This is a genomic window from Hymenobacter canadensis (assembly GCF_027359925.1).
In the GTDB taxonomy this organism is placed as follows: Bacteria; Bacteroidota; Bacteroidia; order Cytophagales; family Hymenobacteraceae; genus Hymenobacter; species Hymenobacter canadensis.
The window spans coordinates 41,131-62,580 of sequence record NZ_CP114768.1 but is presented as its reverse complement, the minus strand read 5'-3'; the positions used below and the strand labels follow the sequence as shown (position 1 = coordinate 62,580).

Below are 21,450 nucleotides of genomic sequence, written 5' to 3'. Positions count from 1 at the left end.
CTCTGCTTATTAGGCCGCTTCCGGCGGCCGCTTGCCTGCCCGCGCTGCTTGCCGACGGCTCCTGTAAGGGGGCGTTCGGGGAGCGGAACAGACCCTCTTTGCTATGGTAGAAACCTTTGTCCGGCGGCCGAAACTCTCGCTGGTTATCTCCCTGTTCATCGTGCTGCTGGGGGCGCTGGCCCTGTACACGCTGCCCATCACGCAGTTTCCCGACATAGTACCGCCTTCGGTGACGGTAACGGCCACCTACACCGGGGCCAACGCCGAAACCTGCGCCAAGGCCGTGGCCACGCCGCTGGAGCGGGCCATCAACGGGGTGCCGGGCATGACTTACATGCAGAGCACCACCAACAACAACGGCCTGACCGTGGTGCAGGTGTTTTTCAACGTGGGCATCGACCCCGATCTGGCGTCGGTGAACGTGCAGAACCGGGTGACCACCATTCTCGACGAGCTGCCCCAGGAGGTTATCCGGGCCGGCGTGACGACCGAGAAGGAAATCAGCGCCATGCTCATGTACCTGAACCTGAGCAGCACCGACGACAAGATGAACGACAAGTTCATCTACAACTTTGCCGACATCAACGTGCTCAACGAGCTCAAACGCATCGACGGTGTGGGCTTCGTCGATATCATGGGCGCCCGCGAATACGCCATGCGCGTGTGGCTCAAGCCCGACCGGCTGCTGGCCTACAACTTGGCCGCGGAGGAAGTAGTGGCCGCTATTCAGGCCCAGAACGTGGAGGCCGCTCCCGGCCGGGCCGGCGAAAGCTCAGAACGCAGCCAGCCCGTACTGCAATACGTGCTGCGCTACACCGGCAAGCTCAACCAGCCCGAGCAGTACCAGAACCTGGCCCTGCGCGCCAACCCCGACGGGTCGGTGCTGCGCCTGAAGGACGTAGCCGAAATCGAGTTCGGCTCGCTCGACTACGGTATGGTTTCGCGCACCGACGGCCGGCCGGCGGCCTCCATCATGATCAAGCAGCGGCCCGGCTCCAACGCCCGCGAGGTGATTGCCGCCGTCAAAAGCCGGATGGAGGAAATGAAAGGCGCTTCGTTTCCGCCCGGCATGACCTACTCGGTCAGCTACGACGTGTCGCGCTTTCTCGACGCGAGTATCAACGAGGTGCTGCGCACGCTGGTAGAAGCGTTTCTGCTGGTGTTCGTGGTGGTGTTCATCTTCCTGCAGGACTGGCGCTCGACGCTGATTCCGGCGCTGGCCGTGCCGGTGGCCCTGATTGGTACGCTGGCGTTTATGCAGGCGGCGGGCTTCTCGCTGAACCTGTTCACGCTGTTTGCCCTGGTGCTGGCCATCGGCATTGTGGTCGATAACGCCATTGTGGTGGTGGAAGCCGTGCACGTGAAAATGCACGAGGAGCACCTCTCGGCCATGGAGGCCACGCTGGCCGCCATGCGCGAAATAAGCGGGGCCATCATTGCCCTCACGCTGGTGATGTCGGCCGTGTTCGTGCCGGTATCGTTTTTGAGCGGGCCGGTGGGCGTGTTCTACCGCCAGTTTTCGCTCACGCTGGCCATTGCCATTGTCATTTCCGGCATCAATGCCCTCACCCTCACACCGGCGCTGTGCGCTTTGCTGCTGCGCGAAGCGCCCCAGGGCGAGGCTAAGCGCAGCTGGCTTCAGCGTCTGTTCGGCGGCTTCAACCGCTGGTACGAGGGGCTAGAAAACCGCTACCAGCGGCTGGTGCGCGCCATTGCTAACCGGCGCGTGGTCACGCTGGCGGCCCTGGTGGTGTTTTGTGCCGCTACCTGGGGGCTGAGCACGGTGCTGCCCACGGGCTTCATCCCGACGGAGGACCAGGCCATGGTGTACGTGAACGTGGTGACGCCGCCCGGCGCCACCGTGGAGCGCGCCCAACGGGTGCTGGAGCAGGTGCAGGTCACCGCCAGCAAGCACGGGGCGGTGGAGTCGGTGACGACGCTGGCCGGCTACTCGCTGATGAACGATGCCGCCGGGGCCTCCTATGGCATGGCCATGATTAGCCTCAAGGCCTGGGATGAGCGGGAGGAGTCCGTAACGGATTTGATGGGCACGCTGGAGCAGGGCACCCGCAACATCTCCGATGCCAGCATCCAGTTCTTCCAGCCCTCGGCCGTGCCGGGCTTCGGCAACGCCAGCGGCTTCGAGCTGCGCCTGCTCGACCGCACCGGCCGCGGCGACCTCAACCAGACGGCCCAGGTATCCCAGGATTTCCTCAAGCAGCTGGGCCGCGAGCCGGCCCTGCGGGGCGTGGCCACCAGCTTCAACCCCAACTTCCCGCAGTACCTGCTGCACCTGGACACCGACGCGGCGGCCAAAACCGGCGTCACGGCCGACCAGGCCATGAGCACGCTGCAGACGTTGCTGGGTTCCACCTACGCCACCAACTTCATCCGCTTCGGCCAGATGTACAAGGTGATGGTGCAGGCCGACGCCAGCTACCGCCTCCAGCCCGAGGACGTGCTGAAGCTGCACGTCAAGAACGACCGCGACGAGATGGTGCCCTACTCCAGCTTCGTGCGCCTGGAGCGGGTGTACGGCCCCGAGCAGCTCAACCGCTACAACATGTACACCACGGCCGCCTTTTCCGGCGAGGCCGCCCCCGGCCGCTCCTCCGGCGAGGCCATCAGTGCCGTGGAGCGGGTGGCCGAGTCGCTGCCGCGCGGCTACACCATCGAGTGGGCCGGCATGACCCGGGAGCAGATTCTGAGCGGCAACCAGACCGTGGTAGTGTTTGCCATCAGTCTGGTGTTCGTGTATCTGCTGCTGGTAGCGCAGTATGAGAGCTTCCTGCTGCCGCTGTCGGTGCTGCTGAGCTTACCCACGGGCGCTTTCGGGGCGTTTCTGTGCCTCAAGCTGGCGGGGCTGGAAAACAACATCTACGCCCAGGTAGCGCTGGTGATGCTCATCGGGCTGCTGGGCAAGAATGCCATCCTCATCATTGAGTTTGCCGAGCAGCGCCGTAAGGCCGGGGCCAGCGTGCTCGACGCGGCTGTAGAAGGCGCCCGTTCCCGCCTGCGCCCGATCCTGATGACCTCGTTTGCCTTCATTGCCGGCCTGCTGCCGCTGGTGATTGCCAGCGGGGCCGGGGCCATCGGCAACCGCAGCATCGGCACCACGGCGGCGGGCGGCATGCTCATCGGCACCTTGTTCGGGGTGCTGCTGGTACCGGGCCTGTACGTGCTGCTCTCACGCGAGAAAAAACCGGCGGACCCGGCTGAATCCCCTCTACCTGCTGCTCCTGCCCGCCAGCTGGCTCACCCTGAACCCGCCACGGCCTGATGCGCCGCTTTTCCATGCAAGTACCTGTTTTCTCCCCCGTGACATTCCGAGTAGGCGTGGCAGCCCTGAGTCTGCTGGCCACTGGCTGCCGGGTGCCCGCCCTGGTGCAGCAGCCCCGCGCCAAAGCCCTGCCGGCCACCTACGTAGCCGCGCAAACCACCGATTCCGCCACGGCCACCACGACCACGCCGGTGGCCACCAACCTGGCCCCGCGGGATTCGGCTACCGTGGCCGACTTGCCCATCGGGCAGTTCTTCCCCGACCCGGTGCTGGTGGCCCTGCTGGACACGGCCCTGCGCCAGAACCCCGATTTGGCGCAGGCCGCTGCCCGCGTGCAGCAGGCCCGCGCTGAGCTGGTGGCCCGGCGGGGGGCCTTGCTGCCTACCGTGGATGCGGTGGGCTCAGCCGGCCTGGACCGCTACGGCCGCTACACTCAGAATGGCGTCGGTAACTTCGACACCAACTTCTCGGACAATATCAGCCGCAACCAGAACATCCCCAACCCCACACCCGACTTCTTTGCCGGGCTGCGGGCCAGCTGGGAAGTGGACCTGTGGGGCAAGCTGCGCGGCCTGCGCCGGGCGGCCTACCTGCGGATGCTGGCCTCGGAACGGGGCCGGCAGCTCGTGCAAACCGACCTGGTGGCCGAAGTGGCCCGCACCTACTACGAGATACTGGCCACCGACCAGGAACTGGAAATCCTGACCCGCAACGCGCAGCTGCAGGCCCGCACCGTGGAGCTGAGCCGGATTCAGAAAGAAGGGGCCCGCGCCACCGAGCTGGCCGTACAGCAGCTGCTGGCCCAGCAGCGCCGGACGGAAGCCCTGACCTCGGAAGCGCGGCAGCGGCTGGTAGAAGCCGAAAACCGCCTGAACCGCCTGCTGGGTCGCTATCCGCAGCCTATCTCACGGGGCACAGCGTTGCTGCAACAAGCCATCCCTGAGCAGGTGCAGGCGGGCTTGCCCGCCGGGATGCTCCGCCGCCGCCCCGATATCCGGCAGGCCGAGGCCGAGCTGCTGGCCACCGGCGCCGAGGTATCGTCGGCCCGGGCCGCCTTTTTCCCCTCGCTGGTTTTGACGCCCTACGCCGGGGTAAATGCCTTCCGGGCCGAGCTGCTGCTGCGCGCGCCGGAGTCGCTGGCGCTGGGCATCCTGGGTAACCTGTCGGCGCCGGTGCTGAACCGGGCCGCCATCCGAGCGGCGTACGGGCAGGCAGCGGCCCGCCAGGCGGAAGCGTGGTACGCATTTCAGGAAACCAGCCTGCGCGGCGTCGAGGAAGTCACGACCCACCTGCGGGGGCTGGAAAACTACCGCCGGGCCTATGGCTCGCGCCAGCAGGAGGTAACGGCCCTGAACCAGGCCGTAAGCATCTCCGACGACCTGTTCCTGGCCGGCTACGCCAACTACCTCGAAGTCATCACGGCCCAGCGCAACGTGCTCGATGCCGAGCTAGAGCTGGTTGGCACCCGCCAGCAGGAAATGGAGCAGCTCATCGAGCTCTACCGGGCCCTGGGCGGCGGCTGGACGGCGGCCCCGCTGCCCACCGAACGGCGCTAACCCGGCCTTACAATGGCCTGCCTTTATTCTTAAAATGCGTGTAAACCAACTCTTTCCGGCGTTGCTTTTCAACTTTCTCTTCAGCGGTGGTACCGCCGCGTGGCGCCAGGCACTTCCGTCCTCACCACCGAAGCCACCCCGGGGACAACTCACCCTGTCCGTGACGCCGCTCCTGCCCGGGGAGAAAAACCTGTCGGCTCAGGAGCGGGCCGAACGGGATTTTCTCATGCCCTCCCGCCGCCAAATCCGGCCGTGCTCAAAAGGGCACTTGGGACCATTTTCCGCTCAGAACTCCAGGATGAAACCGATGGTGGGCGTCGTGATGGGGTCGTCGTTGGTGAGCAGCAGTGGGATGCCGTTCGAGCCGTCTAACCGAATAGGCTGCCCATCGGTGGTGGCGAAGTCCGAGTTATCAGGCAGGCGCTGGAAGGCGTAGCTGGGAATGGCCGGATTACTCAGTACGAAGGCGTTTTGCACGTCAAAGAACAGGTCGAGCGTGAAGCGCCGCCAGTTCACGCGCTTGTCGAGGCGGAAGTCAAATTGCTGGAAGGTGCCCAGGCGCTGGGTATTCAGCTGGTCGAAGTCGAACACGCCGCGGCCGGTGGCCAGGTAGCTGGCCCGCGAGGCCGCCAGGTTCAGGGGCGTGTAGGGCGAGCCGCCGCCGGCCCGGTACTTGAGGCCCATCTCCCAGCCCTTGCTGAACTTGCGCCCGAGCAGCGCCGAGGCCAAAAAGCGCGAATCCCAGGCCGAGGGCACGTACGCGCCGCCGCGCCGCGTGAACTCCGAGCGGAAGCCGGTGAGCGAGAGCACGGCAAATACCTTGCGGGTCAGCTTTTGCTGAAAGAAGAACTCCACGCCGTAGGCCCGGCCCTGCCCGGTGCTGGTCACGGCCTCGTTGCCGATGGCCCCAAAGTCGCCGCCTAGGTTCGCCAGGCTGATGCCGTCGCGCACGGTGACCGGGTAGTCCGCATATTTTTTGTAGAAGCCTTCCAGCGTGAAGCGCGTGGCCGGGGCCGGCAGCCACTCCAGGCCCGTCACGTAGTGGTCGGAGCGCAGGTACTGGTTGCCCTGGTTAACGAGCTGACCCGCGTTGTCGCGGAACCCCAGCACCGGGTTCGTCGGCAGCTTGTAGTAGCGTCCCACCGAGGCGTTCAGGTTCAGCGTCGGCAGTAGGGCGTAGCTGGCCGACACCCGCGGCGAGAGGGTGCGGAGCAGGTTGCGGCCGTCGTCGGTGAGCGTGTTGCCATCGGCTCGCACCCCGGCCGAAAGGGTCAGCCGGTCGCCGTCCAGCAACGAGCGGGTCAGCTGCCCAAACGCCCCGAAACGCCCGAAGTCAATAGCCGTCTGGAAGCGCACGTCCACGCCCGGCTGCAACTCGTTGCCCTGGGCGTCGAGCACCGGGCGGCGCAGGCGGTTGAAAAAGCGGTTGTCGTACTGCACGTATTGCCCCATCACGCCGTAGCTGTAGGCCCACTGGCCGGCCGTGCCGTTCACATCGGCCCGCAGCTTGGTTTCGGTTTCGCCCGAGCGCGTGAGCAGAATGCGCCGGCTTTCGTCGCCCTCGGCCCCGGCCTGAAACTGGTCGAGCTGGTTGTCGAGCTGGGTGCGGCTCAGGGCCACGTTTAGGTAGCCTTTGCTCACGAGCTGCCGCAGGTTCACGCCCACGGTGTAGTTCCACTGGTCGGCGGTGGGGTTCTGGCGCAGCTCCTGCTCGGTTTCCGGGGTGGCGTTGCGGGGCACGCCCAGCCGAAACTTATCAATAGCCCCGAGGCCCAGCGTGGTGAGCGTGGTTTTCGGCCCCAGCCTGGTCGTGGTTTTGAACTGAAAGTCCCAGTACGAGGGCCGGATGGGCAGGTCAATCAGCTTGAAGAGCACCTGCAGGTAGGAGCGTCGGGCCGAGGCCAGAAACGTGGTGCGGGCCACCCCGCTGCTATCCTTGCGGCTCAGCGGTCCTTCCAGGGTAAGGGCCACCTCGGTGGCCGAGGTGCGCAGGTTGCCCTGCACCCGCTCGGGGTTGCCCTCGCGCTGCCGGAACTGCAGCACGCTGCTCAGGGCGTTGTCGTAGCGGGCATGGAAGGCCGAGGTGCTCAGGGTCACGTCTTCCAGGAAGCTCACGTTGAGCATCCCCTGCGGGCCGCCCGAGCTGCCCTGGGTCTGGAAGTGGTTAATAACCGGCACCTCGATGCCGTCGAGGTAGTACACGTTTTCGTTGGGCGCGCCGCCCCGGATGACGATGTCGTTGCGGAAGGCCGCCGTGCCGCCCGTGCCGCCGCCGCCCACGCCGGGCAGCGTCTGCACCACCTTCGAGACGTCGAAGTTGCCGCCGGGGTTCGAGCGGATTTCCTCGGTATTGATGCGCTGCACGCTCAGCGGCGTTTCGGCCGTGGCCACCCGAATGGCGCGGTTAGCGGTTACGGTTACTTCGCCCAGGGCCTGGTTGGCGGCCCCCAGCTCCAGGTCGATGATGTTGGCGTTGCCGCTGCCCACCCGCACGTTGGCCCGCAGCAGCGGCTCGTAGCCGAGGAAGGTGGCTCGCAGGTTGTAGCTGCCCGTGGGCACGCCGCTCAGGCGGTAGCGGCCGGTGCCGTCGGTGGCCGCGCCCTGGTCGGTGCCTTCCAGTACCACCGTCACGCCGGGCAGCAGCTCTTGGGTCGCCCGGTCGCGCACCAGGCCAGTGATGGTGCCTGTAGTCTGGGCCGGGGTCTGGGCCTGGGCCGCGCGGCCCGCCCCGGTCAGGAGCAGCGCCAGCAACAGCAGTAGCACGGAGTAGCAACGCTTCATCAACAAACGGATTTAGAGTAAAAAGTGGTTTAGTGCCGAAACTTACCGGTCGAGGTAGTGAACCCCCGTCAGCTCCTCGCTTGCCTGCCACAACCGGTCCGCGACGTTTTCATCCCTAGAAGCGTCGTCCGAATCCACTTGGGTGGGATAGCCCCGCAGCTGCTGGAAACCGGCCGGGCCGATAAACTCGCCGCCTTTCAGCTGGTCCGCCAGCGCCGCGTACAGGATGGGCAGGGCTCCCTGGCTGGCGGGTTGCAGGAAGAGGCTGCCCAGCGGCCGAATCAGCGCTGGGAAATACTGGTCCAGGTTGGTCTTGGCCAGCCCCGGATGCGCCGCCACCGACCGAGTGCGGCCACCCGCGGCGGCCAGCCGGCGCTGTAATTCGTAGGCAAACACCAGGCAGGCCCGCTTGCTTTGGCCGTAGGCTTTGCGCCGGCTATAGCGCTGTCGCGCCTGCAAATCGTCAAAGTCAATCCCGGCCCATTTGTAGGACAAACTGCTGACCGTGACGACCCGGGCGCCGGGCGTTGCGGTCAGCAACGGCAGCAGCAAGCCGGTGAGGGCGAAATGGCCCAGGTAATTGGTGGCCAGCTGGTTCTCGAAGCCGTCCTCACTCACCGCATACGGCGACATCATGATGCCCGCGTTGTTGATGAGCAGGTTCAGCTGGTCGTAGCGGGTGCGAAAGTGCGCCGCGAATTCGCGGACGGAGCGCAGGCTGCTCACGTCCAGCGCCCGGCTTTCGACGCTGGCGGTGGAGCAGGCTGCGAGTATCCTTGATTTGGCGGCGGCGGCTTTTTCCAGATTCCGGCAGGCCAGCACCACCCGCACGCCCTTCCTGGCCAGGGCCAGGGCCGTTTCGTACCCCACGCCGCTGTTGGCCCCGGTTACCACGGCAACGCTGCCGGGCTGCGCGGGCACCTGTTCTACACTCCACTTCTGGTCCATATGGTCGGGCGGTTAGAATACGCTGTAGAGCTTGATGGCGGCGGGCTTCGAGGCCGGGCCGTGGTCAATCAGCGCCGACTCAAACTTGGGCTCGCCGAAGGGCTTATAATTGTTGCCGAACCCGATGGGTTCTTTGGGAATTTGCAGGAAATTCATGCCCAATTCGCCGTTCTCGTTGGTGTCCTGGTAGATGGAAACGGCGTATTTGCCGTAGGGCACGTCAAACACCGCCTTTTTGGTGTTGTCATCCGGGGCCAGCGTCACCCGCCGAAAAGGCTTTTTCAGCCAATCCGCTTTGGCGTTGTAGATTTCAACGACCACCTTCCCGTTGTTTTTTTCGACGCTCAGGATTTGAATTTGCAACTGGGCTGGTTGAGCCAACGGCTTGGAGGCCGCCAGTACGACGGCCAGCAGGAGCAGCAGGAATAGGGAAGCGGTGGAGCGTAGCATGTTCCTTTTCTGACGTTACGGTTGAGGCCTTTCAGCAAGTAGGGCTTTCCCTCCTGTGAGCCCACAAAGGTCAGCAGCGCACCCGCCTTGCCGTCGGCAGGAATCGTGCGCTTATTCGGACAAACCTTGCCAGAATGCGTTTCGGTATTCGGTGGGCGTTTGCTGGGTCACCTGCCTGAACAAGCGGCCGAAGTAGGACGGGTCGGCAAAGTTGAGTTCCACCGCAACTTGGGCAATATCCTTGGAACGGTCCTGCAACAGCACCTTGCTCCGCAGAATTACCATTTCCGTGATGTGCTGCTTGGGCGGCTTGCGGGTCAGCTGATTCACGCACCGATTCAGGTAATTCTCCGACACGGCCAGAGCATCCGCATAAAACGCCACCACCCGGTGAGTGCCCACGTGCTCATACACCAGCTCTTTGAAGCGCATGGTGATTTCGGAGGGTCGGTCGGGCTGGCACAGGGTGGTGGCCGAGGCCTGGGCCACTTTCAGCACCATCGCCCGCAGCAGCGCGCATTGGATTTCTTCGGCGTACCCCTGCTCGCCGGTCTGACTCAGGATGAGTTCGCAGCACTGGCCCAGCCAGGCCATGTCGGCGGGAGAAACCGCATGTTTGGGATAAAACGTGAGCCGGTGCAGCAGCGCGCTGTCCGTAAAAATGCGGGGGAGCAGCACATTTTCTAGGTGAATGTAGTAGCCCTGGGTGCCTTCGCCGATGGACTTGATGGCATTCAGATGGCCCTCCCGAATGAAGAGCACATCGTTGGCCTGCAGGTCCAGGGTTTCATTATCCACCTGCTGCTGCCCCCCGCCCGTCAGAAAAAGCAGCAGAAAACTATACTCGGCCTTGAACAGCGGGGTCGGGGGGGTGATGCGGGCGACGGCCAACGACAGCGGATATACCTGGACGGCGCTCTGTTGAAATACAAAGGCGTCGGCAGGAGAGTCTAAGTAGCGGTCTACGAACCGCTCTAAGGTGACCACCTCGTAGTTTTTACGGCTCATGTTCGTTGCGTTTCGACCAATGGTGGCCTCGTGATTGATGTGGTGCAAAAGTCCCTTGGGAGCAGCTGCCTGCTTCACAGCAGGAGAATTTGATTTCTCCGACGAGGCGCTGGGCGATGCGCTTCGACTTGGGCGCGTTGCTCACTGTAGAGTGGGAAGCCGCTGAAGGATAAGGAGCTACCGCGCCAAATGCGACTTTTGGACCAAACATTTAACCAAGGTCAAGCGCCTGCCGCCGCCGCCGCCCCCTCGCCCCGGTTGCTACACGCGGACAAGAAACAAGCAGCTCGGTAACAGCCGGCGCCCGAAAGCGGCTAAACCGGTTGAAGGACGGGTTGAGCGAGACACCCGGAACTCAGAGCCGCTGTTAAGTCGCCTTAGGCCGGAACAGGATTTTGTCGATGTGGCTGCGGTCCATGTCCACAATCTCGAAGTAGTGGCCCTCCCACAGGAAATGCTCGCCGGCTCGCGGCAGCACCGAAAGAATGTGCAGGGCAAATCCGCCGACACTGTGAAAGCCGGTTAGTCCCCGCCGCTGGGTTGCCGGAATATGGAACCGGTCGGCAAACTCCACGAACGGCAGCTGCGCGTCAATCAGGAAGGAGCCATCGGCACGTTCCACAATGGCCGGATCGGTGTCATGGTCCGGCGACACGTCGCCCACCAGCGCGTCCAGGATGTCATCGATGGTTACCAGGCCGACTACTCCGCCGTATTCGTCCACCACAATGCCCTGGTGCACCCGCCGCTGCCGGAACAGCTCCAGGGCGTGGTAGGCCTTGCTGCTGGTGGGAATAAACAGTGGCTCCTGCTGCAGCTCGGCCAGGCGGGCCAGCTGCTGGTCGAGGTCATCGGCCACCAGGTCTTTCAGGTACACCATGCCGCGCACCTCGTCCAGACTGCCCTGGCACAAGGGGTAGGCCGACTGCTTACGCGCAAGCACCAGCTGCTTGATGGCAGCCGCGTCCTGTTCCAGGTCCAGCCAAACGATGTCCTGCCGGCTGGTCATGAGCGAGCCCACCCGCCGGTCGCCCAGGTTGAATACGTTTTTGACGATGTCGTGCTCGATTTCCTGGATGGTGCCACCCGAGGCGCCTTCCTTTACCAGCGCCTTGATTTCCTCTTCCGTAACCGGGCTGTCCTGGGCCTTGATGCCCAGGATTTTGATCAGGAAATCACTGGACACGGTCAGCAGCCAGATAAACGGCGAGGTGATGCGTGAGAGGATACTCATCGGCCCGGCTACCATTTTGATGATGCCTTCCGGGTTAGTCAGGCCGATGCGCTTGGGCAGCAGCTCGCCGATAACGACCGAGAGGTAAGTAATCAGCACCACCATCCCCGTAACGGCAATACTCTCGCTGAACCGCTCCAAACCGGGCACCTGCGCCACGACACTTTGCAACTGCTTGGTCAGCGTCGCGCCGCTGAAGATACCGGTCAGGATACCGATGAGCGTGATGCCGATCTGCACGGTGGACAGAAACCGATTGGGGTCGTTGGCCAGGTCCACGGCGGCCTGCGCCTTGCGGCTGCCCAGCTTGGCTTCGGCTTCCAGCTTGGACTTGCGGGAAGACACCAGGGCAATTTCCGACATGGAAAAAACGCCGTTGACAACAAGCAGGAGCAGAATAATGAGTATTTCCATGGAAAGGTTGGGGAAGAGTGGGGAGCAATGAGTGAGTGGACCGGTAGCTAGGGCACCTCCTGCAGCCAATAGTTCCGGTAGGCTTGAGGCTGCGATGGAGGAACTGCGGCCTCACCCAGGACGGGCGGCGGCAGATGCTGGCAGCTACTCTCCCAGGCCTGACGCTGAATTAAAGGTGCCAACCGCGCAAAAACAGCATTTTCAGGTAGGGGTACGGTGGCCTTGTTAAGCACCTGCGAAGCAACGAAAAAGGTGGGTACGGTGCACCGCTTACGCGTGAGACGCCCCAATGATGGGACCGGACGTCCCGGCGCGCCGCCGTGTTGGCACGGAGCAGGAGCATGCCGTCCACCAAGCAAAACAGCTGCTACAAGTCATTCAGCGCTGAAAACAGCGTGCCTGCCTGGGCTGGCAGCCCGGGCAAACGGGGCGCTGGAGGAGGTGAGTTTTAATGTTTTTTAATGCGCGCCAGCTCCATCGTGTACGTACTAGGAGCACCGCTTTGCCAGAGTCGGCGTCCCATTTGCCCGTTGCCTTATGCTACTCGTTGCTTTTGCTTTTCTGCCGCCCACCATCCAGACGCATGTAGCCGCAGACCTGCGGGAACAGGTGTGCGCCCATGCGGCAGCTGAGTCGGCGTCCTCCGTGACCGAATGGGTGCGCTTGCTGGCCAGTCTCAACCCGGTGCTTAGCTGGCACCCGGCCGATCCGTGTATGGCCCTGGCCGAAAACGGGTGGGAGCGGCTCCTCCAGTTCTCCCGGCCGCATCTGCAACCAAAGTCGGCAGCCGCTACTTCCCGGCCTGCTTCCTCCTGGTCCTGATGCGGTTTTTTGCAAGCACGACGGGCCTGTTGGCGGCCACGGTTACCCTGGCAGGCTGCGGTACCGCTCGCCGGGTGCCGGCCTGCGGATAGAGTTGTATGATGAGGCCGAGCAGGACCAGGTGAAAACTACTGCTGATCTGGCGTCTGGTCCCAAAGTTCGAGTGTACGATAGCGGCGACGGCAACGAAATCAGCCGCCATGATGCCCTGCGGGTCCGGGCGTACAAGCCGGTAGCTACCGAGTTCGACGCGGCCGGCTGGCTGCTGCGCCACCGTTTATACTAAGTATCAAGGCTGAGTGCTCCAGTCTTTATTCTCACCATTTTTTCCACTCCAGTATGCCGTCCGTTCTCTATTCAGAAGTTAGTAATGAGCGGGAGATTTCCCTCCGGGCTCAGGAAGATATGCGACTGGTAGAAGAGGCCTTGGCCGGCAGTGCGAAGGCCTATGAGGGTCTGATGCGCAAATACCGTAAGTCCGTGTATCATCTGACGTTGAAAATGGTGCGTGACACGGACGACGCAGAAGACCTGACCCTGGAAATATTTGCCAAAGCCTTTCGGGCTCTACCCAAGTACCAGACCATGTTTGCCTTCAGCACCTGGCTTTTTCGTATTGCCACCAACCACACAATTGATTTCGTCCGGCGCAACCGCCTGCGTACACAGTCGTTGAGTGCCGGCATTGCGTTGGGAGAGGGCGAATCCATTGCGTTGGACGTAGCCTCGCTGGACCTCGATCCCCAGCAGGCTTATATGCGGCAGCAACGGATTGAGCTGGTGCAAGAGCTAGTCGAGATGCTGCCTCCCAAATACATGGCGCTGATTCGATTACGCTATTTCAACGAGTTAAGCTACGACGAAATAGCCCAGCAGATGGGGGCTCCCTTGGGAACCGTGAAGGCCCAACTACACCGGGCCCGGGAGTTACTCAGCATGTTCGCGAAGGGAAGCAAAGCGGCTATTTAACTGAATAAGTGACGTAATATTGGTTAGCGAGGTGGGGCAGGGAAGGTGTAGTGGCTGTTGCAGAAGCCACCATCCAGTTCATGGTTGCGCGCCTAGCAGGAGTATGCAAGGCCAGAAGCAGTTCACGGACAGATAGGTCACGCGCTTTCGTTTGTCCGAGCGCGTACCCCACACAATTTCTACCGCCGACTAGCGGACCTCGTTGACTGGGGTTTTCTCTATGAAGATACAAAACCGCTTTACAGCTATACGGGGCAGCCCTAGCTCGATCGGGTCGTCTTCTTTAAGCTCGTGCTGGTCAGAAGACTGGAGAAACTGGTCCGCGACCGGGCGGCTGGCAGAGCACTGTGCTTTACGCCTCGACATCCTCTTTTTTCCTGGCTACGAAGTAGATGAGGAGTTGCCGTGGCATTCTACCAGCAGCCATACCCGGCAGTTCTGAGGTGGTCGGGTGAATGTGGACGGAATAGGGTCTTATCTTTCGAACGTCATGAAAGACAGCCCCCAACATAGTAAATGCCGGCGCTACGATGCTGCCTTCCGGGCCGAAGCCTTGCTCTTGGCCAGTGAACCTAATGTCAGGTCCTCGCCATGACGTTCGTCAAGGGCACGCCACCGGCGCCGGCCTGATGGATGTACCCGATACGGCCCGCGGTAGCGGCGAAAGGCGGCCGCAAACCCCGCTTCAGGAGGCCAGGGTCAGCTCGGTGAGCACCATATTGGCGTAGCCGGCAGCCATGGCAAAGCCGGGCGTTTCGGTGACGGGCACCGGCGGGGCAGTGGGCAGCACCAGCACCGGGCAGGTCTGCAGCAGCTGGGCCGTGACGCTGTCGTGAAACAGCTCACCGAGGTAGCTGTGCTGCCGGGCCAGCACCACCACGAGGTTAGCGCGGGCGAGGGCGGCGGCCAGCACACCCTGCGCATAGTGCTCGTGCTGGTAGCCGCGCAGCTCCGGCGTGGGCAGCCCGTCTACCAGCCCGTTGGCCTGCACGGCCCGCAGCGCCAGGGCGCAGCCCTCATCATCCTCCACGCCACTCGACACGTGGGCCACCATGACTTCCACACCAGCGCCACGGCCTGGCTATTGCGCGAATGCCCTATTCCCGTGTTGGTATTACCGGCCGAGGCGTAGCCGGCCGTAGCCGCCCGCTCAGCTGCTTCCGATTTCAGTTACTAGCTCAACTTTGCCCATAAACGACTCCATCCTGGTTCTCGTCAGCTTTGCCGGGGCCGCGGAGGCCGCGGCCCGCTAGGCCGCCACGCTGGGTGCCCTGCTGACTAACTGCCTAACCAACTCGCCTGGGAAGCCCACTCCATCAGAAGACCGGCGTTTTATGCTGGGCGGAGGGTGGCGCGACTGTTGCTACAATGCGGCTGCGCGCTTCTTCATCCCCGAAACGCGTGGTCAGCTGCACGTAGTATTCCACGGGGGTATCGGTGGCAAAGCCTTCCGCATCCAGGTAGGGGGAACGGGCGTTGGCAGCCAGCCGGGTCCAGGTACCTGCCTTGCCGCCAACCCGGCGGAAAAGGTGGGCCCTGTCGGCCAGGTCCCTGTTGAAGGCCAGGTGGCGGCCAGCGGGGCCGAGCGAGAGTTCCAGCTGCGTTTGGGAGGTCATTGGCGGCGTTCGATCTTCCTGATTACGCTTCCACTACCGTGCGGCCCGTGGTGGTAACGATGTTTTCCGTTTCCAGGCCGGCCACGTAGCGGTACTCGGCGGTGGCGTTGCCGGCCGTGAAGGTTGCTAAAATGTAGCCCCGCCGGGAGGCGTTCAGGTATTGCAGGTCGTCGATCAGCAGCGCGTTCGACTGCTCGAAACCCGCAATGGCCGTAGCGTCGCCGGCCAGCAGGGCCTCAAAGCCGGGCGACGAAACGGAGCTGCAGGCAAACTCGGCCCCGGCCCGCTGGCCGGTGGCGGTAGTCAGGTCGCTGTGCCAGGCGTTGTGCGTATCACCGGCCAGGGATATCAGCTTTTTGCCCGCTGCCGCCGCGTACACTCGCTCGCGCTCGGCGGGGTAGCCGTCCCAGGCGTCGAGGTTGTAGGGCAGCACCGTGGTTACGCGGGCGCGCTCGGTGGCCGTTACGGTCGGGTCACCGGCCAGCACGCGGGTTTTGATGATGCTGAGCTGGGTGGCCTGGGCGCTGTACTGGGCCAGTAGCGCGGGCGTGGGGCCGGCGGCCAGCTGCGCCACCAGCGGCAGCAGCTCGGCCGGAATGTTCATTTTGCCCATCAGCACCTGCGAGCCCAGCACCTGCCAGCGGGCGCTGCTGCCGGCCAGTGCCCCCGCCAGCCAGCTGCGCTGGTCGGGCCCAAGCATGGAGCGGCTGCTGCTGGTCAGCGCCTGCAGAAAGGCGGCCGGATTCGTGGCGTAGCTGCTCAAACTCAGCTGCTGGTCGCGGCCCACGATGCGGGTGTCGAGCATGAGCAGGTTCACCAGGTTGCCGAACTCGAAGCGGCGGTAGATTTTGGTTTTGTCGGTGGTGCGGGCGGGCAGAAACTCAAACCACGCCTGGTTGGCCACGCGCTTGCGCTCTTCAAAGCTGCCCTCGGTGGCGGGCTGGTGATTTTCGGCCCCACCGACGTAGGCGTCGTTGGTGTACTCGTGGTCGTCCCACACGCAGATGAACGGCTTGAGCTGGTGGGCGCGCTGGAGCTGCTTGTCGGAGCGGTACTGCCGGTAGCGGGTGCGGTAGTCGCTGAGGCTGATGATTTCGGTGGCCGGCAGGTGGGCGCGGTTCAGGCTGGCGGTGGCCGGGTTGGTGCCGTAGCCGCCCGCGCCGTACTCATAAATGTAGTCGCCCAGGTGCACCACGGCGTCGGCGTCGGAGGCCGCGACGGCCCCGTACACGTTGAACAGGCCCGCCTGAAAGTTGGCGCACGACACCACGGCCAGCTTCACGCTGCCGGCCTGGCTGCCGGTGGGCAACGTCTTGGTTTCGCCCACCACGGATTCCACCTGGGTACGCTCATTGCGGAAGCGGTAGTAATACTTGGTGTTGGCCGTAAGACCGGGCACATCCACGGCGGCCGTGTAGTCGGTGCCGGCGGTAGCGGCTACTGTACCGCTGGCGACCAGCGGGCTGAAGGCGCTGGAGGCGGCCACTTCCCAGCGCAGACTGGCGTCACCGCTCTCGTTTTCGGCGTTGGTGTAGCGGGTCCAGAGGATGATGCCGGTTGCCGAGGGATCGAAGCTGGCCACTCCCTCCCGAAAGCCAAAGTCTCCGGTGTAGTTGAGGCCGGGCTCGTCGTCGTCCTGGCAGCTGGTCAACAGGCCAGGTAGCAGGGCCAGGCCGCCGGAGAGCACGGCCGTGTGACGCACGAACGTGCGACGGGAGATTTTGGGAGTGTTTTCCGACATGGCCGAAGCAGTGGTTAAAATGCCTGGCAAAGATGAAAAACGCTTGTTGCCAAAAAGTTAAGCGTAGATTATGAATTGAATATCAGGATTTAATAATATATACACTTCCTTTTGCCGGCTGACGCCGTGCCGCGCACCCGGTGGCGGTTATCATTCTATTACGGTTGCCTGCCGCGCTTCCAGGGAGCGAACCCGGGTCGTACTTTTGAGGGGTAAATGCTACTAAGCCCCGCTTGGTCCTGGTGAGCCGGATCAGGCGGGCACTAGTTATTTTAGATTACCGGGTGAGCCAACGTGTCCTGTCTGCTTATACCAGTGCCTGTTATACGCCCCGCCCCAACCTGCAAGTTGGGGCGGGGCTGTTAATGGGGCGTGTGGCGGTAACTACCCGATCGGGTAACGACCAGATCGGGTAACTAGCGGCGCGTGGCCCGCGGTTGGGTGGAGTACACCAGGATAGTGAACACAGAATCCGTCGGGCTGACCCGGGTATCGCGCGCCAGATATCCCGGGTAGTCGACCAGTAGCAGGTAGCTTCCGGTTGGCAACTCCAAGCGGAAGAGTCCTTCGGAGTTAGTCGTCGCGGCTATCAGGGTGCCCTTGGCCCAGACGCTCGCTCCCACTACGGGCCGGCGGCTGACATCGAGTACCCGGCCCCGGCAAATCCAGTTTGCGGGCGAAGACAGAAGCGAATCCGGGGGCGAAGGCAGGGGCGCCGACTGGCCCGCCGCCGTCAGGACCGCAAGCGTACAACCCAGGATCAGTATCGGGCGCAATGTGAAATGCATACAGAAGTCGGTCGGAACAGGAGTATTCTTCTTCCGGTATCGGCAAAAGTACAGCAACGCTCACCAGTTTGCAGGCTAACAAATGGTTATCTCTGTGCCTACCTGACCTCCTCCCATTTATTGGACCGGCTTTCCGAAAAAAATCAGTCGTTTTGAAGCTCGGCAGTAGTGGCGGCCGCCATCACCTGATCAGGCGTTAAATTCTGCAGCGAATTGTGCGGTCGGAAGCTGTTATACTCTTGCCGCCACTGCTCGATTTTCTCCTGCGCGTCAGTCAGCGATAGGAACCAATGCCCGTTCAGGCACTCGTCCCGGAAGCTGCCGTTGAACAACTCAATATACTGGCTGTCAGTCGGTTTGCCGGGCCGTGAGAAGTCCAGCGTGACCTGCTGCTCATAGGTCCACTTGTCCAGCGCTTTACTGATAAACTCGCTGCCGTTGTCGACCTGAATGCGTTCGGGCACGACTCCCAAGGTCTGCTGCAGGCGGCTCATCACGGCCACTACATCGTCGCCTTTCAGCGACTGTTCCACGTGAATGGCCAGGCACTGGCGACTAAAGTTATCGACTATCGTTAAGGCGCGGATCTTGCGCCCATCGAAGAGCTGATCGGCCACGAAATCCATGCGCTAGTTCTGGTGCGGCCGCTGCAACTCGACCTGCTCCAGGCGGTGCGCCGCGGCCCGGCTGCACTTGGGACGTTTGCTGCTGCACGCACTTGTGGTTGTCGGGCGAGCCCTCCCGGCGTAACAGCATAAACAGGCGCTGGCAGCCGTAGCGCACTAGGGATCTGGGCCAGCTCCCGTAACCGGCGGCGCAATACCTTGTCATCCCGCCCGTGCGGTCGGTAGTACCAGCTCGAGCGTCTTAGCCATACGACCTGACAGGCTCGGCGGGTCGAAATACGGTAGGCGTCGATCAGGTGTTGAGCCGCGTGGCGACGCTGCACGGGCTTCAGAAGGTTGTTTGAGCACGTCCTGCAGCATCTGTTTGTCCAGGCTCAGGTCGGCTACCAGCTGTTTGAGGTGCAGATTCTCCTCTTCCAACTGCTTCAACCGTCGTAGCTCGGGTACACCCAGCCCGCCGTATTTCTTCTTCCAGTTGTAGTAAGTCGCCTGGCTGATGCCCGAAGGTGGTCTAGGCAGGCTGGACAGAAGAAGGACGTATGTTTCTTCTGTCATGACAGCGAAAAAGAGCGGGGCGTCGCCCGACAAACGCCGCCAATACGACGAGGCATTTAAGGCCGAAGCGCTGCGCCTGGCCAGTGAGAGCCGCAGCACGCAGGCCGCGGCCCGACAATTGGGTATCAGCCCCAAGTTGCTCTACCGCTGGCAACAGGCCCAGGTGGTGGCCGAGGTCGGCAGCGTGGACGTGGCCCGCGACCCGGAAGCGCGGGCCCTGCGCGCGGCCAATAAGCGACTGGCGTAGGAGTTGGACATGTTGAAAAAACCTTGCAATATCACCGGACCGCCGCTAAAGAAGGCGAACAATCTAGACTCAGTGGCCTCCCAACCCATTTGCTCTTGGATTGGGAGGAAGATTACAACGTCTTATCCTTTATCAACCGCTGCGCTGCCAGTTATGCCTGGACGCGGAACAAAGGGCTCTTGGGGCTGCAATTCGAAGCGCTGATTCACCGGTGCCCATTGGAGCTGCGCAGTCATCAACAAGGAGTGGATTGAAGCCAACGGGTACAAGGAGCACTAGTTGTATAGTCCCTGCTGCTTACGGGGATATCAGGATGGGCAAGGGTCCACGCCCCCAGCGAGTAGCCCGGACCGGGGGGCGGTTTCAACAGGGCCTAAAATGCCTCCGCCACGTTGAGATAGAACGTGCCGCCCGAGTCGCCGAAAGCCGCGTCCAAGCGCAAGTTCAGGTTTTCGGCTTTCACCAGCTTGAAGCGCAGGCCTGCGCCCGCGGCCGGATGTACGTCCCTGAAATTGAAATCGTGCAGGCGCGGGGCCACCTTGCCGGCGCTGACGAAGCCCACCACCCCCAAGCGGGTGGTGAGCGGCCGGCGATATTCGACCTGGGCGGCGGCGTAGTTGCGGTCGAGGTAGCGACCCTCGTAGTAGCCGCGCATCAGTTCATTGCCTCCCAAGGCTCCTTGTTCCAGCAGCGGCACGTTACCGGAACTCAGGTAGCCGAACACCTGATAGGCCAGCACGTGCGGGCGGGTGGCCCCGAGCTGAAAATACTGCCGCAGGTCGATTTTGGTCAGCTCGTAGCGAAACTGACCACCCAGCTGTTCGCCATACCAGCCGTGGGTGATTTCGGCCAACACGCCCCGCTGGGCGTTCAGCACGTTGTCGCGCGTGTCGTAGGTGAGGGCCGATTCCAGGCCCGTGCTAACAGCACCGAGCGCGCCGGCCGCTCGCGGCTGGCCGGTTTCGTCGAGCAGCAGGCTTTGTGGGGCCAGCTGCACGTCGCTCACCCGCACGTGGCGCAAGCCGCCGCCCACAAACAGCTTGCCCGTTAGCCGCCGCAGCAGTAGCGGCTCGATAACCGTGTAGCGGTAGTCGTAAATCTCCTCGTTGGATTCGGGCGTGTTGTTGCCCACACCGTAGAAAAGCTGCGGAAAGCTGGAATGCAGCAGGTTGCCGCGCAGCAGGTAGTTTTCGTGGTTGAAAAAAACCGTGTAGCCCGAATACAGGATGAACTGATTGTTCAGCGTGTACTGAAACGAAACCGGAATGTTGGAGGTCCGGGTATCGGTGCCGGCTCCCTTAGGTTTGAAGAGGAATTTGGCCCCCACTCCCGCGCCCCAACTGGTTTCAGGGGCATACGAGATGATGGGGGCCAGCACCAGCCGGGTCGGGTACGCGCCGCCCTGTGCCACAGCCGACCGGTTGAGGTCGAACTCGAACACATCAAGTACGCGGTCGAGAAACGAGCGGCTGGTATCAGTCTGGGCTATCTGTCCGCCCGCCGTGCGGCCGCGTAGCGAGTCGACCGGTATCTGCTGGGCCGCCGCCGCAAAAGAGGTTAGGGTGCTTGCGGCTGCCAACAAGGCCGCCCGAAGTGCGCCCATAAATACATTCATACACCTGGTTGAGCTGATTAGCCCCAAAGGTAGGGCGAAAAGGTAATTCAGAACCGAACGTGGCTTGCAAGGCCGGCCACGTTCGGGCGCCGATCAGCTGGGTCTGGTCACGACGGAGGTGGTCTGATAAAAACAGATAGCTTGAGGACTTAGAAGCTCCTGTGTTTGAGCGTCTGCGTAAACCTGCGCCACGACGCACCGGACGGAGGTAAGAGGAATTCAGAGGCCTGGGGCCAGTAGAGCCCGGCCAACATGCGCATCCCCCGTCCGTTCTACGGCCACTTTGGACCGCTCCGTTAGGCCATGTGAGCCTGTAGTAGGATCAAAAATGCTGCTGTGGAAGAAGGCGCTCTGTATCCTTTCTAAGCCTGTTTCCCATGCAAACAACCTCTGCCGTGGTGGGCGTCAACGTGAGCAAAGCCACGTTGGCCGTGTGCCACCAGCAGGGCTCCAGCCCGCAACACCTGGACGTAGCGAACACGCCAGTCGGCTTCCGCGAGGTGGTGCGCCGCTGCGGCCCCCACAGCCTGTGAGGTGGTCTAGCTAAGCCGGACACAATTGGGACGTCGCTTGAAGATGGATTTCAAAGTGATTGGGCGCTTGATAGCCGAGGGCCGAATGCCTGCGTTCGGCGTTGTAATAGGCGATGTGGTGGCTGATTTCGAGCTTGGCCTCGGCTAGGCCAGGAAAGCTTCCGCCGTCGAGCAGTTCGGCTTTGAAGCGGCTTCAGAACGATTCGGCGTGGGCGTTATCGTAGCAGTTGCCGCGCCGGCTCATGCTCTGCAGCGCGCCGTGGCGCG

At 62.7% G+C, this 21,450-nt stretch carries 17 protein-coding genes and 2 pseudogenes; 7 read left to right on the top strand and 12 right to left on the bottom strand.

What is annotated here, in order from left to right; all coding sequences use genetic code 11:
- Positions 1-103 precede the first annotated feature (103 nt).
- Together O3303_RS19615 and O3303_RS19610 are read left to right on the top strand one after the other, a co-directional pair.
- Positions 104-3,280, top strand: coding sequence for an efflux RND transporter permease subunit (locus O3303_RS19615; RefSeq protein ID WP_269562132.1), 3,177 nt, complete (start codon positions 104-106; stop codon positions 3,278-3,280).
- Positions 3,281-3,294: 14 nt separating this feature from the next.
- Positions 3,295-4,836, top strand: a complete 1,542-nt coding sequence (locus O3303_RS19610) for a TolC family protein (protein ID WP_269562131.1) — start codon at positions 3,295-3,297, stop codon at positions 4,834-4,836.
- A 285-nt stretch (positions 4,837-5,121) separates the two neighbouring features.
- Here the strand turns inward: O3303_RS19610 and O3303_RS19605 are convergent, their stop codons facing one another.
- The 5 genes from O3303_RS19605 to O3303_RS19585 form a co-directional block, all read right to left on the bottom strand.
- Entirely contained in the window at positions 5,122-7,617 is a 2,496-nt protein-coding gene (locus tag O3303_RS19605) for a TonB-dependent receptor (protein WP_269562130.1), read from the bottom strand.
- Positions 7,618-7,659: 42 nt separating this feature from the next.
- Positions 7,660-8,565, bottom strand: a complete 906-nt coding sequence (locus tag O3303_RS19600) for an oxidoreductase (RefSeq protein WP_269562129.1) — start codon at positions 8,563-8,565, stop codon at positions 7,660-7,662.
- Between the two features lie 12 nt (positions 8,566-8,577).
- On the bottom strand, positions 8,578-9,015 hold the full coding sequence (locus tag O3303_RS19595; RefSeq protein WP_269562128.1) for a DUF2141 domain-containing protein: 438 nt from the start codon (positions 9,013-9,015) through the stop codon (positions 8,578-8,580).
- A gap of 111 nt (positions 9,016-9,126) precedes the next feature.
- Entirely contained in the window at positions 9,127-10,023 is an 897-nt protein-coding gene (locus O3303_RS19590; RefSeq protein ID WP_269562127.1) for a helix-turn-helix domain-containing protein, read from the bottom strand.
- A gap of 367 nt (positions 10,024-10,390) precedes the next feature.
- Positions 10,391-11,671, bottom strand: coding sequence for a hemolysin family protein (locus O3303_RS19585; RefSeq protein WP_269562126.1), 1,281 nt, complete (start codon positions 11,669-11,671; stop codon positions 10,391-10,393).
- A 537-nt stretch (positions 11,672-12,208) separates the two neighbouring features.
- Here O3303_RS19585 and O3303_RS19580 point away from each other — a divergent pair.
- From O3303_RS19580 to O3303_RS19570, 3 genes are all read left to right on the top strand, one after another.
- Positions 12,209-12,493, top strand: a complete 285-nt coding sequence (locus O3303_RS19580; RefSeq protein ID WP_269562125.1) for a hypothetical protein — start codon at positions 12,209-12,211, stop codon at positions 12,491-12,493.
- A gap of 121 nt (positions 12,494-12,614) precedes the next feature.
- Entirely contained in the window at positions 12,615-12,779 is a 165-nt protein-coding gene (locus O3303_RS19575) for a hypothetical protein (RefSeq protein ID WP_269562124.1), read from the top strand.
- Positions 12,780-12,832: 53 nt separating this feature from the next.
- Positions 12,833-13,462: an RNA polymerase sigma factor gene (locus O3303_RS19570; protein ID WP_269562123.1), complete on the top strand. Its 630-nt coding sequence runs from the start codon at positions 12,833-12,835 to the stop codon at positions 13,460-13,462.
- Between the two features lie 685 nt (positions 13,463-14,147).
- Here the strand turns inward: O3303_RS19570 and O3303_RS19565 are convergent.
- The 5 genes and pseudogenes from O3303_RS19565 to O3303_RS19550 form a co-directional block, all read right to left on the bottom strand.
- Complete coding sequence (locus tag O3303_RS19565; protein WP_269562122.1) at positions 14,148-14,525, bottom strand: hypothetical protein; 378 nt, start codon at positions 14,523-14,525, stop codon at positions 14,148-14,150.
- 253 nt (positions 14,526-14,778) lie between these two features.
- Positions 14,779-15,078, bottom strand: coding sequence for a hypothetical protein (locus O3303_RS19560; RefSeq protein ID WP_269562121.1), 300 nt, complete (start codon positions 15,076-15,078; stop codon positions 14,779-14,781).
- Positions 15,079-15,100: 22 nt separating this feature from the next.
- Positions 15,101-16,819: an alkaline phosphatase D family protein gene (locus O3303_RS19555; RefSeq protein ID WP_269562120.1), complete on the bottom strand. Its 1,719-nt coding sequence runs from the start codon at positions 16,817-16,819 to the stop codon at positions 15,101-15,103.
- A 416-nt stretch (positions 16,820-17,235) separates the two neighbouring features.
- Positions 17,236-17,607 carry a carboxypeptidase-like regulatory domain-containing protein gene (locus O3303_RS22025; RefSeq protein ID WP_350356630.1) on the bottom strand — a complete coding sequence of 124 codons (372 nt, stop codon included), beginning with the start codon at positions 17,605-17,607 and terminating at the stop codon, positions 17,236-17,238.
- A 143-nt stretch (positions 17,608-17,750) separates the two neighbouring features.
- Positions 17,751-18,788: pseudogene (locus tag O3303_RS19550) on the bottom strand (IS3 family transposase).
- Between O3303_RS19550 and O3303_RS19545 the strand changes: the two are divergent.
- Positions 18,787-19,035, top strand: a complete 249-nt coding sequence (locus tag O3303_RS19545; protein ID WP_269562119.1) for a transposase — start codon at positions 18,787-18,789, stop codon at positions 19,033-19,035. The pseudogene O3303_RS19550 and the gene O3303_RS19545 sit on opposite strands and share 2 nt — an antisense overlap.
- A 373-nt stretch (positions 19,036-19,408) precedes the next feature.
- Here O3303_RS19545 and O3303_RS19540 read toward each other — a convergent pair whose 3' ends face one another.
- The gene (locus O3303_RS19540; RefSeq protein WP_269562118.1) at positions 19,409-20,650 is read right to left on the bottom strand and encodes a BamA/TamA family outer membrane protein; all 1,242 of its coding nucleotides are present in this window, start codon (positions 20,648-20,650) and stop codon (positions 19,409-19,411) included.
- Positions 20,651-21,027: 377 nt separating this feature from the next.
- Here O3303_RS19540 and O3303_RS19535 point away from each other — a divergent pair, with 377 nt between their 5' ends.
- Positions 21,028-21,183: a hypothetical protein gene (locus O3303_RS19535; protein ID WP_269562117.1), complete on the top strand. Its 156-nt coding sequence runs from the start codon at positions 21,028-21,030 to the stop codon at positions 21,181-21,183.
- A gap of 10 nt (positions 21,184-21,193) precedes the next feature.
- Here the strand turns inward: O3303_RS19535 and O3303_RS22020 are convergent.
- Positions 21,194-21,361, bottom strand: a pseudogene (locus O3303_RS22020) (integrase core domain-containing protein); the annotation flags it as partial.
- Positions 21,362-21,450: the final 89 nt, after the last annotated feature.

What these genes read in the sequence shown, in the direction of transcription:
- O3303_RS19570 (WP_269562123.1), top strand. Translation starts at nt 12,833, where the DNA reads ATGCCGTCCGTTCTCTATTCAGAAGTTAGTAATGAGCGGGAGATTTCC.
- O3303_RS22025 (WP_350356630.1), bottom strand. Translation starts at nt 17,607, where the DNA reads ATGCATTTCACATTGCGCCCGATACTGATCCTGGGTTGTACGCTTGCG.
- O3303_RS19560 (WP_269562121.1), bottom strand. Translation starts at nt 15,078, where the DNA reads ATGACCTCCCAAACGCAGCTGGAACTCTCGCTCGGCCCCGCTGGCCGC.
- O3303_RS19555 (WP_269562120.1), bottom strand. Translation starts at nt 16,819, where the DNA reads ATGTCGGAAAACACTCCCAAAATCTCCCGTCGCACGTTCGTGCGTCAC.
- O3303_RS19600 (WP_269562129.1), bottom strand. Translation starts at nt 8,565, where the DNA reads ATGGACCAGAAGTGGAGTGTAGAACAGGTGCCCGCGCAGCCCGGCAGC.
- O3303_RS19610 (WP_269562131.1), top strand. Translation starts at nt 3,295, where the DNA reads ATGCAAGTACCTGTTTTCTCCCCCGTGACATTCCGAGTAGGCGTGGCA.
- O3303_RS19535 (WP_269562117.1), top strand. Translation starts at nt 21,028, where the DNA reads ATGCAAACAACCTCTGCCGTGGTGGGCGTCAACGTGAGCAAAGCCACG.
- O3303_RS19605 (WP_269562130.1), bottom strand. Translation starts at nt 7,617, where the DNA reads ATGAAGCGTTGCTACTCCGTGCTACTGCTGTTGCTGGCGCTGCTCCTG.
- O3303_RS19585 (WP_269562126.1), bottom strand. Translation starts at nt 11,671, where the DNA reads ATGGAAATACTCATTATTCTGCTCCTGCTTGTTGTCAACGGCGTTTTT.
- O3303_RS19540 (WP_269562118.1), bottom strand. Translation starts at nt 20,650, where the DNA reads ATGAATGTATTTATGGGCGCACTTCGGGCGGCCTTGTTGGCAGCCGCA.
- O3303_RS19580 (WP_269562125.1), top strand. Translation starts at nt 12,209, where the DNA reads ATGCTACTCGTTGCTTTTGCTTTTCTGCCGCCCACCATCCAGACGCAT.
- O3303_RS19545 (WP_269562119.1), top strand. Translation starts at nt 18,787, where the DNA reads ATGACAGCGAAAAAGAGCGGGGCGTCGCCCGACAAACGCCGCCAATAC.
- O3303_RS19615 (WP_269562132.1), top strand. Translation starts at nt 104, where the DNA reads ATGGTAGAAACCTTTGTCCGGCGGCCGAAACTCTCGCTGGTTATCTCC.
- O3303_RS19595 (WP_269562128.1), bottom strand. Translation starts at nt 9,015, where the DNA reads ATGCTACGCTCCACCGCTTCCCTATTCCTGCTGCTCCTGCTGGCCGTC.
- O3303_RS19590 (WP_269562127.1), bottom strand. Translation starts at nt 10,023, where the DNA reads ATGAGCCGTAAAAACTACGAGGTGGTCACCTTAGAGCGGTTCGTAGAC.